Origin of the sequence: Streptococcus sp. D7B5 (assembly GCF_029691405.1) — a bacterium.
In the GTDB taxonomy this organism is placed as follows: Bacteria; Bacillota; Bacilli; order Lactobacillales; family Streptococcaceae; genus Streptococcus.
The window spans coordinates 1,466,095-1,481,417 of record NZ_CP121467.1; the positions used below are offsets into that span (position 1 = coordinate 1,466,095).

Sequence of the window (15,323 nt, forward strand, 5' to 3'; positions counted from 1 at the left end):
AGTTGGTTACCCCAACTGAGTTTTGAAGTCTTATTTAATCTTTCCAAAGTTCTTTAACTTTTGCTTGTACTTCTGCATTTTCTAGGAATTCATCATAGGTTTCATCGATACGATCAATGACGCCATTCTTAGACAAAACAATAATATGGTTTGCTAAAGTTTGAATGAACTCGTGATCATGACTAGCAAAGATGATTGATTCTTTAAAGTTTTTCAATCCATCGTTCAAGCTTGAGATAGATTCCAAGTCCAAGTGATTTGTTGGATCATCAAGTACAAGGACATTTGATTTCAAGAGCATGAGTTTTGAAAGCATGACACGTACTTTTTCTCCCCCTGACAAGACGTTTACAGTTTTGTTAACCTCATCTCCAGAAAAGAGCATACGACCAAGGAAACCACGTAGGAAGGTATTGTCATCTTCTTCTTTACTTGCAAATTGACGCAGCCAGTCAAGGATTGACTCTCCTCCTGCAAAATCAGCCGAGTTGTCTTTTGGCAAGTAAGAACGGCTAGTAGTAACTCCCCACTTGACAGTTCCTTCATAGTCGATGTCACCCATAATTGCACGAATTAATGCAGTCGTTTGGATGTCATTTTGTCCAATAAGAGCTGTCTTATCACCTGGACGCAAGATGAAACTAATATTGTCTAGGATAGTTTCGCCATCAATCTTTACAGTTAGATTTTCTACTGTCAAGAGATCATTACCAATCTCACGTTCTGCTTTAAAGTTGATAAATGGGTATTTACGACTAGAAGGAACAATCTCTTCTAATTCAATCTTGTCAAGCATTTTTTTACGAGACGTTGCTTGTCTTGACTTAGAAGCGTTGGCAGAGAAGCGAGCAACGAATTCTTGCAATTGCTTAATTTTTTCTTCTGCCTTGGCATTACGGTCTGCTAGCAATTTAGCAGCAAGCTCAGAAGATTCCTTCCAAAAGTCGTAGTTTCCGACATAGAGTTTGATTTTTCCAAAGTCAAGGTCGGCCATATGAGTACATACTTTGTTTAAGAAGTGACGGTCATGGGATACAACGATAACGGTGTTATCAAAGTCAATCAAGAAGTCTTCTAGCCAAGTAATCGATTGGATATCTAAACCATTGGTTGGCTCGTCCAAAAGAAGAACATCAGGTTTACCAAATAAGGCTTTAGCAAGGAGAACCTTCACTTTTTCACCATTAGACAATTCGCTCATGTTTTGATAGTGCAATTCTTCTGGAATGTTTAGGTTTTGAAGTAATTGAGATGCTTCACTTTCTGATTCCCAACCTCCAAGTTCAGCAAATTCACCTTCAAGTTCAGCTGCACGAACACCATCTTCATCGGAAAAATCTTCCTTCATGTAAATGGCATCTTTTTCTTTCATGATGTTGTAAAGTTTTTCATTTCCCATAATGACGACATCAATAACTCGCTCATCTTCATAGTCAAAATGATTTTGACGGAGAACAGAGAGACGTTCATCTGGACCAAGAGAGATGTGACCAGTTGTTGGCTCGATATCACCAGCTAAGATTTTTAAGAATGTAGACTTCCCAGCACCATTAGCACCAATTAATCCGTATGTATTTCCTTCTGTAAATTTGATATTGACATCATCAAAAAGTTTGCGATCACTAAAACGTAGTGAAACATCAGATACTGTAAGCAATGTTTTTCTCCTATAATATGTAATATATTTATTCTACTAGAAAAGAGAGAAATATTCAAATTTTTGTTTGTCATTTTTGTGTCAATTAAGTTTACAGGTTTATTTACAATGAGTTAGTTGTTTGATTTTAATAATTTTCTGTTATTTTAACAAAAAAATGCTATAATTGAAGAGACCATTTCGAAGGAGAAAAAAATGACAAAACCCATTATTTTAACAGGAGATCGCCCAACAGGAAAACTGCATATTGGACATTATGTTGGGAGCCTTAGAAACAGAGTATTACTTCAGGAAGAAGACAAGTATGAGATGTTTGTTTTTTTGGCGGACCAACAAGCATTGACAGATCACGCCAAAGATCCTCAAACGATTGTAGAATCGATTGGGAATGTTGCCTTAGATTACCTAGCAGTTGGATTAGATCCAAGTAAGTCAACTATCTTTATTCAAAGCCAAATCCCAGAGTTGGCTGAACTATCTATGTACTATATGAATTTGGTGTCACTAGCTCGTTTGGAACGAAATCCGACAGTAAAAACAGAGATTGCTCAAAAAGGGTTTGGAGAAAGTATTCCGACAGGATTTTTGGTTTATCCGATTGCGCAAGCAGCAGATATTACTGCCTTCAAGGCTAATTATGTTCCTGTTGGGACAGATCAGAAACCAATGATTGAGCAGACTCGCGAGATTGTTCGTTCTTTTAACAACGCATATAACTGTGATGTCTTGGTGGAACCGGAAGGTATTTATCCAGAAAATGAGAGAGCAGGACGTTTGCCTGGTTTAGATGGAAATGCTAAAATGTCTAAATCCCTTAATAATGGTATTTATCTAGCTGATGATGCGGATACGTTGCGTAAAAAAGTCATGAGCATGTATACTGATCCAGACCATATTCGGGTTGAGGATCCAGGTAAGATTGAAGGAAATATGGTTTTCCATTATCTAGATGTGTTTGGTCGTCCAGAAGATGCTCAAGACATTGCAGATATGAAAGAACATTATCAACGTGGTGGTCTTGGTGATGTGAAGACGAAACGTTATCTACTTGAAATATTAGAACGGGAACTTGGCCCTATTCGTGAGCGCCGTATCGAATTTGCTAAGGATATGGGAGAAGTGTACAATATGCTTCAAAAAGGTAGTGAGAAAGCGCGTGAGGTTGCGGGGCAAACTCTATCTGAAGTTAAGGGAGCAATGGGACTAAATTATTTTAAATAATAGATAAAATATGAATCGTAAAACTATCTCTTCCATAGGATCACAGGGATAGTTTTTTTATGATTTCTACCATAAATATAATTGACAAATTTTCATAGAATGGTATGATAGATACAATACAAAAAGAGTCAAGCTCAAAAAGAAAGAAAAGAGGAAACTTCAATGTCTAATTGGGATACTAAATTTTTAAAAAAAGGTTTTACCTTTGATGATGTATTGCTAATTCCAGCAGAAAGTCATGTGTTGCCTAATGATGCAGATTTAACAACAAAATTGGCAGATAATCTGACTTTAAATATCCCAATTATTACAGCCGCGATGGACACAGTCACAGAAAGCCAAATGGCCATTGCTATTGCTCGTGCAGGTGGTCTTGGAGTAATCCATAAAAACATGTCAATTGCGCAACAAGCAGACGAAGTTCGCAAGGTAAAACGTTCTGAAAATGGTGTTATTATTGATCCATTCTTCTTGACTCCAGAACATACCATTGCTGAGGCAGACGAACTGATGGGACGTTACCGTATCAGTGGTGTTCCAGTTGTAGAAACACTTGAAAATCGTAAATTGGTTGGTATTCTAACAAACCGAGATCTTCGCTTCATTTCAGATTACAATCAACCAATCTCAAACCATATGACCAGTGAAAATCTTGTCACTGCCCCTGTTGGTACAGATCTTGCAACAGCTGAACATATTCTTCAAGAACACCGTATTGAAAAACTTCCTTTGGTTGACGAAGAAGGTCGTCTTTCTGGCTTGATTACTATTAAGGATATTGAAAAAGTTATTGAGTTTCCAAATGCTGCCAAAGATGAATTTGGTCGTCTTCTAGTTGCTGGTGCGGTGGGTGTCACTTCAGATACATTTGAACGTGCAGAGGCTCTCTTTGAAGCAGGGGCTGACGCAATTGTTATTGATACTGCACATGGTCACTCTGCTGGGGTTCTACGTAAAATTGCTGAAATTCGTGCTCACTTCCCAGATCGCACTTTGATTGCTGGTAATATTGCAACTGCAGAAGGTGCGCGTGCTCTTTATGATGCGGGTGTGGATGTTGTCAAAGTCGGGATTGGACCAGGTTCTATCTGTACTACTCGTGTGATTGCAGGTGTAGGTGTCCCACAAGTGACAGCAATTTATGATGCGGCAGCAGTTGCGCGCGAATATGGAAAAACGATTATTGCTGATGGTGGAATCAAGTATTCTGGAGATATTGTAAAAGCCCTTGCTGCAGGTGGAAATGCAGTTATGCTTGGATCAATGTTTGCTGGAACAGATGAAGCACCAGGTGAAACTGAAATTTTCCAAGGACGTAAGTTTAAGACTTACCGTGGTATGGGATCAATCGCTGCAATGAAGAAAGGTTCAAGTGATCGTTACTTCCAAGGTTCTATCAATGAAGCAAACAAACTCGTTCCAGAAGGAATTGAAGGTCGTGTTGCCTATAAAGGCGCAGCAGCTGATATTGTCTTCCAAATGATTGGTGGCATTCGCTCTGGTATGGGTTACTGTGGTGCAGCTAACCTTAAAGAATTGCACGACAAGGCTCAATTTATTGAAATGTCTGGGGCTGGTCTCAAAGAAAGCCATCCTCATGATGTACAAATCACTAATGAAGCGCCAAACTACTCTATGTAAGAAGTAAAAAAGAACTCCTGAAATTCAGGAGTTCTTTTTGTTTACAAAGGTGTCAATTTTAATTTACAGATATTTTACCGTTTTGGATGTTGAAAATGCTAAGATTTTCTGGCAAGTTTTGTAAGTGATCTAAACTTGTTGTTGTGATGAAGGTTTGGATAGATTGAGAAATAGTTTTTAGTAATTTTAGTTGTCGTGTGTTGTCAAGTTCGCTCATAACATCGTCAAGCAAGAGTATTGGAGACTCGTTAGTAATGCTTTCCATTAGTTCAATCTCTGCTAGTTTGATAGAAAGCACAAGACTACGATGTTGCCCTTGACTTCCAAAACTAGCATCCATACCGTTGATATAGAAAGCAATGTCATCTCGATGAGGGCCAACACCAGTATTCTTTTTAAATAAATCTCTTGATCTACTTTTTTCTAAAGCCATTTTAAAAGAATCCATTAAGACTTCTTCATTAGTGAAGTTGACAGTTGATTGATAAGATATTGACAACTCTTCTGACTGATTTGAAATTTCTAAGTGCTTTTTTTGACCAAATTTCTCTAGGTCTTTGATGAATTTTATCCGATGTTTTATGACACGACAACCATACTCTACTAATTGATCATCTAAGACCGACAGAAATGTTTCGTCAATCTTTTGACTGGATTTTAGGTAAGTGTTTCTTTGCTTGAGTATATGGTTATAGTTTGACAAGTCTGACAAGTAGATTGGTTTAATTTGTCCCAGTTCGATATCTATAAACTTTCGACGGACAGAGGGTGCTCCTTTAATTAACTGGAGATCCTCAGGTGCGAAGAGAACCACATTCATATGTCCGATGTAGTCTGAGAGGCGAGCTTGCTTTAAGTGATTGACTTTAGTCACACGCCCTTTTGGTGTTAAATCAATTTCTAGAGGGATAGAGCCTGTTTTTTTCTGAATCAAGCCAGAAAGATGGAGTTGTTCTTCATCAAAATGAATGAGATTTTTATCTGTCCGAGTCCGATGGCTACGTGTTAAGGCCAAGAAATAGATTGCTTCTAGAATGTTGGTCTTTCCTTGTGCATTTTGACCTAAAAAGACGTTTAATTTTGGATTGAAATCAATTTTCGTCTCTTTGTAGTTTCGAAAGGTTTTTATTGTTAAATGTTGGAGCCACATGATTATCTTCCTGGAAAACGTGGAGCTTGTTTGGTTTTAGGTGATAAAGCAGTTTTTTGTTTTTCTTTCTTTACACCCTTGTTCATCTCTTTGACAAGTTTAGCAATCCGCTCTTTTTCAATCTTATCTGCTTGGTATTCTTCTTGCTCTTTTAAACTTGGTTGTGTCAAGGTGATGTCAATCTTTAAATCAGGGATGTCAATCGCATCTCCAACACGAATTTTTTTCCCACGTCTAGTTTCTAATTCACCATTAAAGTAAACTTGATGTTCCATCAAAAAGGATTTAATAGCACCACCGCTTTGTATAATTCCAAGCTCTTTTAGGAGGGCTTGGAGCGTAATAAATTCTTCAAATAATTTGTATTCCATAATTCACCTCAATCTAAGGTATTATACCATATTTCTTAGAATTAAGTGAGCGAAATCACTGGAAATGAAAACGATTTTTATTTTAAAAGCGGTAAAGAGAATAAGAAATATTTTCCTTTTCGTGATATAATAGAACTCTATATGTAAGGAGGTAAGGTATGGAGTTAGTGCCTGGAATTTCAGCACATTTTGTTCAATCCAAAAAGTTTAAAACAAATAAAATCACTGTTCGTTTTACTGCTTCCTTATCTCTTGAGACAGTAGCAGGACGCATGTTAAGTGCGAGTATGTTGGAGACTGCCAATAAAGCTTACCCAACTTCTCAAGCTTTTCGTAAATATTTAGCAAGTTTGTACGGAGCAGATATTTCTACGAGTGCTTATCGTAGAGGACAGGCACATATTCTTGACTTAACCTTTACCTATGTACGAGATGAGTTTTTGAGTAAAAAAAATGTCTTGACTTCTCGAATTTTGGAATTGGTAGAAAAGACTTTATTTGCCCCCTTAGTTTTAGATGGAGCTTTTGAGCCAAACTTGTTTGAAATTGAAAAAAAGCAATTATTGGCTAGCTTAGCTACTGATATGGATGATTCATTTTATTTTGCTCATAAGGAGTTAGACGGCTTGTTCTTCCATGATGAGCGTCTTCAATTGAGATACAGTGATTTACGAAATTGCATTTCAAATGAGTCTCCAGAAAGTAGCTACACTTGTTTTCAAGATGCTCTGAAAAATGATCAAATTGATTTCTTTTTCTTAGGTGATTTTAATGAAGTAGAAATTACAGAATCACTGAAATCATTGCCCTTTACAGCTAGAAAGAGCGATGTTAGCATCCAGTACCATCAGTCTTATTCGAATGTTTTACAAGAAGGAATGGTTCAGAGAAATGTTGGACAATCTATTTTGGAAATGGGCTATCATTCTCCTGTAAAATATGGTGATGATCAGCATCTGCCTATGCTTGTTATGAATGGTTTGTTGGGGGAATTTGCACATTCGAAACTCTTTACAAACGTTCGTGAGAATGCTGGGATAGCCTATACGGTCTCTAGTCAGTTGGATCTGTTTAGTGGCTTGTTAAGAATGTATGCAGGCATCGATAGAGGAAATCGGAATCAAGCTAGAAAAATGATGAATCATCAGTTGATGGATTTGAAAAAGGGCAACTTTACAGATTTTGAGCTTAATCAAACTAAGGAGATGATTCGAAGATCTTTATTGATTGCTCAAGATAGTCAGCATACCCTAGTTGAAAGAATCTATTTAACTGCACTATTTGGAAAAGCGACTTTTGACATTGACCGGTTGTTGGAAAAATTAGAGAGTGTCGATAAAGAAGCTGTATGTAAAGCTGCCCACAGTTTGAAGTTACAAGCGATTTACTTTATGGAAGGAGTAGAATGACAAGGGTTACTTTTGAAGAAAAATACTATTCTGCTGTAAAGGAAAGAGTGTACAAAACACAATTGTCAAATGGGTTGACAATTTCTTTACTCCCTAAGCAAGATTTCAATGAGGTTTACGGGGTTGTAACGGTTCAATTTGGCTCTGTAGATGCAACTTATACAAGTTTGGAAAAAGGTTTACGTCATCATCCAGCAGGAATTGCACATTTTCTTGAACATAAATTGTTTGAAAGAGCAAACTCTGAGGATATAATGGCTGCTTTTACTCGATTAGGTGCGGACAGTAATGCCTTTACAAGCTTTACTAAGACCAGCTATCTTTTTTCAACAATTGACCATTTATTAGATAATTTAGATTTGCTTGATGAGTTAGTTGGAGATGCTCATTTTACAGAAGAGTCTGTTTTGAGGGAACAAGATATTATCCAGCAAGAACGAGAAATGTATCAAGATGATCCAGATTCGCGTTTGTTTTTTGCAACATTAGCCAATCTTTATCCTGGTACTTCTTTAGCAACAGATATTGTTGGGAGTGAAAAATCAATTTCTGAGATTCAAGTTTCAAATTTAAAAGAGAACTTTACAGACTTTTACAAACCTGTCAACATGTCTCTATTTTTAGTTGGAAATATTGATGTGGAGCTCATTGAGGAATACTTTTCGAAAAAGGAAAATAAGATTTTAGAGCAGTTTACAGTTTCAAAAGAGCAACTACCTTTGCAACCTGTGAAGCAAACAGATAGTCTTCGGATGGAAGTTTCTTTACCAAAACTTGCTGTTGCTATTAGAGGAACTGGTCAAATAACGGAAGAGGAGTCTTATCGTTACAACATTTTATTGAAATTGCTATTTACGATGATGTTTGGCTGGACCTCGGATCGTTTTCAAAGATTATACGAGACAGGGAAGTTAGATGCGTCATTGTCACTAGAGGTTGAGGTAAATAGTCGCTTTCATTTTGTGATATTGACGATGGATACCAAGGAACCTGTTTCTTTGTCGCACCAATTTCGGAAAGCGATTCGTCAGTTTAGTAGTGATGCAGATATTACTGAGGAGCATCTCGATCTTGTTAAGAGTGAGATGTTTGGAGAATTTTTCAGTAGTATGAACTCCTTGGAATTTATTGCAACTCAATACGATCCTATGGATCTCGGAGAAACAATTTTTGATTTTCCGAAAATTTTACAGGAAATTACTTTGGAAGATGTTCTTGAAGCTGGACATCGTTTGATTGATGATGGTGATCTAGTTGATTTTACAATTTTTCCAGCCTAAATAAGGCAAGAACACTAGAAAGAAGGAATGGTAAGTATGAGAAAAAAAACAATTGGCGAGGTTCTGCGTTTAGCTAGAATTAACCGGGGATTGAGTATAGAAGAATTGCAGGAAAAAACTGAAATTCAGTTGAATTTTCTAGAAGCAATGGAGGCGGATGATTTCGATCAACTTCCTAGTACCTTTTACGCTCGTTCTTTTTTAAGAAAATATGCTTGGGCAGTAGAGTTAGATGAAAGAATTGTCTTGGATGCCTATGATTCAGGTAGTATGATCACCTATGAAGAGGTCGATGTTGATGAAGAAGACTTGTCTGGTCGTAGACGATCAAATAAGAAAAAAACTTCTTATCTCCCTTTATTTTATTTTGTGCTATTTGCTTTATCAATTTTAATTTTTGTGACTTACTATGTTTGGAACTACATCCAAACTCAGCCAAGTCCTTCTTCAGCTAACTATAGTGTTGTGAACTCAACTAGTTCAACAACCTCATCTAATTCATCTTTTAGTAGTCAGGTATCAAGCTCATCTTCTACTGCGGAATCAACTATTACCGTTTCAGGTGAAGGAAACCGCATTGAAGCCCGCTATAAAACGAGTAAGGAAACAGCCACGGTTCAGCTGACTGTTTCGGATGCAACTAGCTGGGTAAGTGTTTCAGGAAGTGACCTTGAAGGTGGGGTGACCTTGTCATCAGACAATAAAAACGCAAAAACAACAGTTTCAACGAAAGAACCTGTGACGATTACTTTGGGTGTAGTGAAGGGAGTTACTTTAACTGTGGACAATCAAACAATCGATACCTCGAAGCTGACAACTCAGACTGGAACTGTAACACTTACATTTACTACAGATTAAGGAAGAACCAATGAAAAAAGAACAAATCCCTAATGTATTAACAATTGGTAGAATTCTCTTTATACCTCTCTTTATTCTTATTTTGACTTTGGACGATTCACAAGGCAGTCACCTGCTGGCAGCGATTATCTTTGCAGTTGCTAGTGTGACAGATTATCTTGATGGTTACCTTGCTCGTAAATGGAATGTGGTTAGCAACTTTGGAAAGTTTGCAGATCCAATGGCGGATAAGTTGTTGGTTATGTCAGCTTTTATCATGTTGATTGAGTTGGGTATGGCTCCAGCTTGGGTTGTTGCTATTATCATCTGTCGTGAACTCGCTGTGACAGGCCTTCGTCTGTTGCTCGTTGAGACGGGTGGAACAGTTCTGGCGGCAGCGATGCCTGGGAAAATCAAGACCTTTAGTCAAATGTTTGCCATTATCTTTTTGCTCTTACATTGGAATTTAATTGGGCAACTGTTGCTTTATATCGCTTTGTTTTTCACTATCTACTCTGGTTATGATTATTTCAAGGGTAGCGCTCATCTATTCAAAGGGACATTTGGTTCGAAATGAAATCGATTATTGAAGTAAAAGATCTGTCTTTTCGATACAAAGAAGATCAAGAGTATTATGATGTTAACAGCGTTACGTTTCACGTGAAACGTGGAGAGTGGCTCTCAATCGTAGGTCATAATGGGAGTGGGAAGTCAACAACTATTCGTTTGATTGATGGCTTGCTTGAAGCGGAATCTGGAGAAATCTGGATAGATGGCCAATTGCTGTCTCCTGAGAATGTTTGGGACTTGCGTCGTCAAATTGGTATGGTTTTTCAAAATCCAGACAATCAATTTGTAGGTGCAACTGTTGAAGATGATGTTGCCTTTGGTCTAGAAAATCAGGGACTTCCTCGTGAAGAAATGAAGAAGAGAGTGGCTGAATCTTTGGAGTTAGTAGGTATGCTAGACTTTAAGAAGAGAGAACCAGCCCGCTTATCTGGTGGACAAAAACAACGGGTGGCCATTGCAGGAGTTGTTGCCTTGAAACCTGCTATTTTGATTCTGGATGAGGCTACAAGTATGTTGGATCCCGAGGGGCGCAGAGAACTGATTCAGACAGTTCAAGAGATTCGAAAAGACTATCAGATGACAATTGTTTCTATTACGCATGACTTGGAAGAAGTTGCGATGAGTGACCGTGTATTGGTCATGAAAAAAGGCCAAGTGGAGTCAACCAGTAGCCCCAGAGAACTTTTTTCTCGGGATGACCTTGACCAGATAGGCTTAGATGATCCCTTTACGAATCAATTGAAAGAATCTTTGAGAGAGACTGGCTATCAGTTGCCGGATGGCTATTTGACAGAAGGAGAGCTAGAGGACAAGTTATGGGAATTACTCTAGAAAATGTGAGCTTTACCTATCAAGAGGGGACACCCCTATCTTCATCAGCCTTGACTGATGTTTCCTTGGCGATTGAGGACGGTTCCTATACAGCTTTGATAGGACATACAGGTAGTGGAAAATCGACCATCTTACAGCTTTTAAATGGCCTATTGGTTCCAAGTAAGGGTTCTGTTCGAGTTTTCGATACCGTCATTACCCCTACATCAACAAATAAAGAAATTCGACAGATTCGAAAGCAAGTCGGTCTAGTTTTTCAATTTGCTGAAAATCAGATTTTTGAAGAGACTGTTTTGAAAGATGTTGCGTTTGGACCGCAAAATTTTGGAGTTTCTGAGGAAGAAGCCCAGAAAATTGCGCGTGAAAAGTTAGCCTTGGTAGGGATTGATGAGTCACTCTTTGAGCGCAGTCCTTTTGAACTTTCTGGTGGCCAAATGAGACGTGTGGCTATAGCAGGTATTCTAGCCATGGAGCCTACTGTCTTGGTTTTGGATGAGCCAACAGCTGGATTAGATCCTTTGGGCAGAAAAGAATTGATGACTCTGTTTAAAAAACTTCACCTTGCTGGAATGACAATCGTCCTGGTAACGCATTTGATGGATGATGTAGCTACGTATGCTGATCAGGTCTATGTTATGGAAAAGGGGCGTTTAGTCAAAAGTGGCAAACCGAGTGATGTTTTCCAAGATGTAGCCTCTATGGAAAAGGTGCAGTTAGGTGTGCCTAAAATAACAGCCTTTTGTAAACGTTTGGCAGATAGAGGTGTAGCTTTTAAAAAACTGCCAATCAAGATAGAGGAGTTTAAGGAGTCGCTAAATGGATAGTATGATTTTAGGGCGTTATATACCAGGAGATTCCATCATTCATCGCTTGGATCCCCGTAGTAAATTGCTCGCTATGATCCTGTTGATTTTGATTGTATTTTGGGCCAATAATCCCCTGGCCAATCTCATTCTTTTTGTAGCGACAGGTATATTTATCGCTTTGTCGGGTGTTTCCCTCTCATTTTTTGTTCAGGGATTAAAATCCATGTTTTTCTTGATTGCTTTTACGACTCTATTTCAACTCTTTTTCATTTCAAGCGGAAATGTCTTATTTGAGTTTTCTTTTATAAAAATAACGGATTATGCTTTGCAACAAGCTGGGATTATTTTCTGTCGTTTTGTATTGATTATTTTCTTTTCAACTTTGCTAACGTTAACGACCATGCCTTTGAGTCTGGCAGCTGCAGTTGAATCTCTTTTAGCTCCTCTGAAACGCGTGAAAGTTCCCGTTCATGAAATTGGTCTCATGTTATCAATGAGTTTGCGTTTTGTTCCAACCTTGATGGATGACACGACGAGAATTATGAATGCTCAGAAGGCTCGTGGAGTTGACTTTGGCGAAGGTAGTATCGTTCAAAAAGTAAAGGCTATGATTCCGATTTTAATTCCTCTTTTTGCGACGAGCTTAAAGCGTGCAGATTTATTGGCAATAGCCATGGAAGCGCGTGGTTATCAGGGAGGAAAGGGTAGAAGCCAGTATAGACAGTTGAGATGGTGTCAAAAGGATACACTGGCGATTCTTGTGATTCTGGTGCTGGGATGTCTCTTATTTTTCTTAAAATCTTAGTGGATTTGTAAGATTTATAAAAAAATCACAGTAGTAGATCTTTAGTAAAAAGGTAGGAATATGAACCGTTTTAAAAAATCAAAATATCTAATCATTGTTTTTGTCACAGTTCTAGCAGTTTCTGTACTATTAGTGACAACCTATTCAAGTGCTATTGTGACAAAATTAGGAGATGGCATTTCCTTAGTGGATAGAATTGTTCAAAAACCCTTTCAGTGGTTTGATGCTTTCAAATCGGATTTGGGACATTTGACGCAGACTTACAATGAAAACGAAAGTCTAAAAAAACAACTCTATCAACTAGAGGTGGAGTCTAATCAATCAGAACGTTTAAAAACAGAAAATGAACAACTACGTCAGCTTCTAGAGATGAAGTCAAAATTACAGGCTACAAAAACCCTAGCAGCAGATGTGATTAAGCGAGCTCCTGTGTCTTGGAAGCAAGAGTTGACAATTGATGCGGGAAGTTCAAAAGGAGTTTCTGAAAACATGTTGGCCATTGCAAACGGTGGCTTGATTGGTAGTGTTTCAAAAGTAGAGGAGCATTCAACAACGGTCAACTTATTGACAAATACTGAAAATTCCGACAAAATTTCCGTTAAAATCCTGCATGGTTCTACTGAAATTTATGGAATCATCGTTGGTTATGACAAGGAAACCGAACTGCTTAAAATTAGTCAATTAAATAGTAATAGCGACATTAGCGCGGGAGACAAGGTGACGACAGGGGGGCTCGGAAACTTCAATGTTAAGGATATTCCTGTTGGCGAGGTTGTTGCCACAACACACAGCAGTGACTATCTAACACGAGAGGTAACAGTAAAGTTGAATGCTGACACCAAAGATCTTCATGTGGTAGAGTTAGTGGGGAATTCGTAATGAGACTGTTTAAACAAGTTGGTATTTTCTTTTTACTCCCTGTTGTCGTTCTAATTGATGCTCATATTGGTCAATTGGTGGAATCCTTCTTCCCCCACTTTCATTTGGCCAGTCATTTTCTTTTCTTGTTTCTCTTATTTGAGACAATCGAGGTGTCAGAGTATCTCTATCTAGCCTATTGTTGTATAGTGGGTTTGGTTTACGATATTTATTTTTTCCACTTGATTGGAATTGCCACGCTTTTGTTTATCGTGATTGGTGCTTCGCTCCATAAGTTTAACAGCGTGATATTGACGAATCGTTGGACAAGGATGTTGACCATTATTGTAATCAGTTTTCTGTTTGATATGGGGAGTTATCTTCTTGCTTTGGTTGTGGGATTGACGGTAGATTCCATGCCAGTCTTCATTGTCTATAGTCTTGTCCCATCAATGATTCTGAACTTCTTATGGATGGCGATTTTCCAATATATTTTTGAAAAATTTTATCTATGAGAAAGAAATATAAATGTAACAAAGGCGTAATATTTATTATGTCTTTTTTTGGTATACTAGTAATGTCTTAAATAGAAGGAGTATCTACATAATATGAAGAAAAAAATCTTAGCGTCACTTTTGTTAAGTACAGTATTGGTTTCACAAGCGGAGGTATTAACAACTGTTCATGCTGAAACAACTGATGAAAAAATTGCTGCTCAAGATAGTAAAATTAGTGACTTGTCAGCTAAACAAAAAGAAGCTCAAAAAGAAGTAGATGAAATCCAAACGCAAGTTACAGCTATTCAAACACAACAAGCAAGCTTGCAAGCTGAAAATGAAACACTTCAAGCTGAGTCTAAGAAACTTGAAGGAGAAATTACAGAGCTTTCTAAGAACATTGTTGCTCGTAATGACTCATTGGAAAAACAAGCACGTAGCGCACAAACAAATGGTGCTGCAACTAGCTACATCAACACAATTGTAAACTCAAAATCAATTACTGAAGCTATTTCACGTGTTGCAGCTATGAGCGAGATTGTATCAGCTAACAATAAAATGTTGGAACAACAAAAGGCTGATAAAAAATCAATTGCTGAAAAACAAGTTGCGAATAACGAAGCTATCAATACCGTAATTGCCAACCAACAAACTCTTGCTGACGATGCACAAACATTGACAACAAAGCAAGCTGAGTTGAAAGTTGCTGAGTTGAACCTTGCTGCTGAGAAAGCAACTGCAGAAGGTGAGAAAGCAACATTGTTGGAACAAAAAGCAACAGCTGAGGCAGAAGCGAAAGCAGCAGCTGAGGCAGAGGCAGCTTATAAAGCACGTCAAACAAGCCAACAACAATCAGTTGTTGCTTCTGGAAATACAACACTTTCAGATCAAGTGCAAGCAGCTTCAAGCTCTTCATCAGATGATGATTCAAGCTACACTCCAGCACCTGCTCCAACTGTAACTAGAACTCGTCCAACATATAGCTCAAATGCTTCAAGTTATCCTGTAGGTCAATGTACATGGGGTGCTAAGACCTTGGCTCCATGGGCCGGTGATTATTGGGGTAATGGTGGTCAGTGGGCAGCTAGTGCAGCGGCTGCAGGTTTCCGTACAGGTTCTACACCACAAGTTGGCGCAATTGCTTCATGGGATGATGGAGGATACGGTCACGTAGCAGTTGTTACAGCAGTTGAATCATCAACTCGTATTCAAGTTTCTGAGTGTAACTATGATGGCAGTGGAACTCAACCAATCGGAAATTATCGTGGATGGTTTAATCCGACAGCATCAAGAGGTACTGTAAGATACATTTATCCAAACTAATATACTGATTATTACTAAATTTAGGGTGAGATTTTATTAATCTCACTCTTTGTATAGTGCTGAAAAA

At 38.1% G+C, this 15,323-nt stretch carries 15 protein-coding genes; 12 read left to right on the forward strand and 3 right to left on the reverse strand.

Translation table 11 applies throughout. The annotated features are described in order from the left end of the window. Positions 1-34: 34 nt before the first annotated feature. A complete protein-coding gene (locus P8P68_RS07190; protein WP_000958796.1) occupies positions 35-1,657 on the reverse strand; it encodes an ATP-binding cassette domain-containing protein in 1,623 nt (540 codons plus the stop codon). 195 nt (positions 1,658-1,852) lie between these two features. Between P8P68_RS07190 and trpS the strand changes: the two genes are divergently transcribed. Together trpS and guaB are read left to right on the forward strand one after the other, a co-directional pair. Beyond that, positions 1,853-2,878, forward strand: coding sequence for a tryptophan--tRNA ligase (gene trpS, locus P8P68_RS07195; RefSeq protein WP_000165481.1), 1,026 nt, complete (start codon positions 1,853-1,855; stop codon positions 2,876-2,878). Between the two features lie 162 nt (positions 2,879-3,040). Next, positions 3,041-4,519 (forward strand): IMP dehydrogenase, encoded by a 1,479-nt coding sequence (gene guaB / locus P8P68_RS07200; protein ID WP_278275814.1) that lies wholly within the window; start codon positions 3,041-3,043, stop codon positions 4,517-4,519. A gap of 58 nt (positions 4,520-4,577) precedes the next feature. On the opposite strand, the gene recF is transcribed toward guaB, so the two are convergent. Continuing rightward, entirely contained in the window at positions 4,578-5,669 is a 1,092-nt protein-coding gene (gene recF, locus P8P68_RS07205; protein ID WP_278275815.1) for a DNA replication/repair protein RecF, read from the reverse strand. Positions 5,670-5,671: 2 nt separating this feature from the next. Next, entirely contained in the window at positions 5,672-6,040 is a 369-nt protein-coding gene (yaaA, locus tag P8P68_RS07210; protein WP_000455886.1) for a S4 domain-containing protein YaaA, read from the reverse strand. Between the two features lie 158 nt (positions 6,041-6,198). Between yaaA and P8P68_RS07215 the strand changes: the two genes are divergently transcribed. From P8P68_RS07215 to P8P68_RS07260, 10 genes are all read left to right on the forward strand, one after another. Then, positions 6,199-7,449: a pitrilysin family protein gene (locus tag P8P68_RS07215; protein ID WP_278275816.1), complete on the forward strand. Its 1,251-nt coding sequence runs from the start codon at positions 6,199-6,201 to the stop codon at positions 7,447-7,449. Continuing rightward, entirely contained in the window at positions 7,446-8,729 is a 1,284-nt protein-coding gene (locus P8P68_RS07220; RefSeq protein ID WP_278275817.1) for a pitrilysin family protein, read from the forward strand. Before P8P68_RS07215 ends, P8P68_RS07220 begins: the two co-directional genes overlap by 4 nt. A 36-nt stretch (positions 8,730-8,765) precedes the next feature. Then, positions 8,766-9,587, forward strand: coding sequence for a cytoskeleton protein RodZ (gene rodZ / locus P8P68_RS07225; protein WP_278275818.1), 822 nt, complete (start codon positions 8,766-8,768; stop codon positions 9,585-9,587). A gap of 10 nt (positions 9,588-9,597) precedes the next feature. Beyond that, the gene (pgsA, locus tag P8P68_RS07230) at positions 9,598-10,143 is read left to right on the forward strand and encodes a CDP-diacylglycerol--glycerol-3-phosphate 3-phosphatidyltransferase (protein ID WP_000712145.1); all 546 of its coding nucleotides are present in this window, start codon (positions 9,598-9,600) and stop codon (positions 10,141-10,143) included. Beyond that, the gene (locus P8P68_RS07235) at positions 10,140-10,967 is read left to right on the forward strand and encodes an energy-coupling factor ABC transporter ATP-binding protein (RefSeq protein WP_278275819.1); all 828 of its coding nucleotides are present in this window, start codon (positions 10,140-10,142) and stop codon (positions 10,965-10,967) included. Before pgsA ends, P8P68_RS07235 begins: the two co-directional genes overlap by 4 nt. Then, positions 10,952-11,791 carry an energy-coupling factor transporter ATPase gene (locus P8P68_RS07240; protein ID WP_278275820.1) on the forward strand — a complete coding sequence of 280 codons (840 nt, stop codon included), beginning with the start codon at positions 10,952-10,954 and terminating at the stop codon, positions 11,789-11,791. Before P8P68_RS07235 ends, P8P68_RS07240 begins: the two co-directional genes overlap by 16 nt. Then, entirely contained in the window at positions 11,784-12,578 is a 795-nt protein-coding gene (locus P8P68_RS07245) for an energy-coupling factor transporter transmembrane protein EcfT (RefSeq protein ID WP_278275821.1), read from the forward strand. The genes P8P68_RS07240 and P8P68_RS07245 overlap by 8 nt, the downstream gene beginning before the upstream one ends. A gap of 60 nt (positions 12,579-12,638) precedes the next feature. Further along, positions 12,639-13,457: a rod shape-determining protein MreC gene (mreC, locus tag P8P68_RS07250; protein ID WP_278275822.1), complete on the forward strand. Its 819-nt coding sequence runs from the start codon at positions 12,639-12,641 to the stop codon at positions 13,455-13,457. Then, positions 13,457-13,951 (forward strand): rod shape-determining protein MreD, encoded by a 495-nt coding sequence (gene mreD, locus P8P68_RS07255; RefSeq protein ID WP_278275823.1) that lies wholly within the window; start codon positions 13,457-13,459, stop codon positions 13,949-13,951. Before mreC ends, mreD begins: the two co-directional genes overlap by 1 nt. 93 nt (positions 13,952-14,044) lie before the next feature. After that, positions 14,045-15,256 (forward strand): CHAP domain-containing protein, encoded by a 1,212-nt coding sequence (locus tag P8P68_RS07260; protein ID WP_278275824.1) that lies wholly within the window; start codon positions 14,045-14,047, stop codon positions 15,254-15,256. The last annotated feature ends 67 nt before the right edge of the window (positions 15,257-15,323 follow it).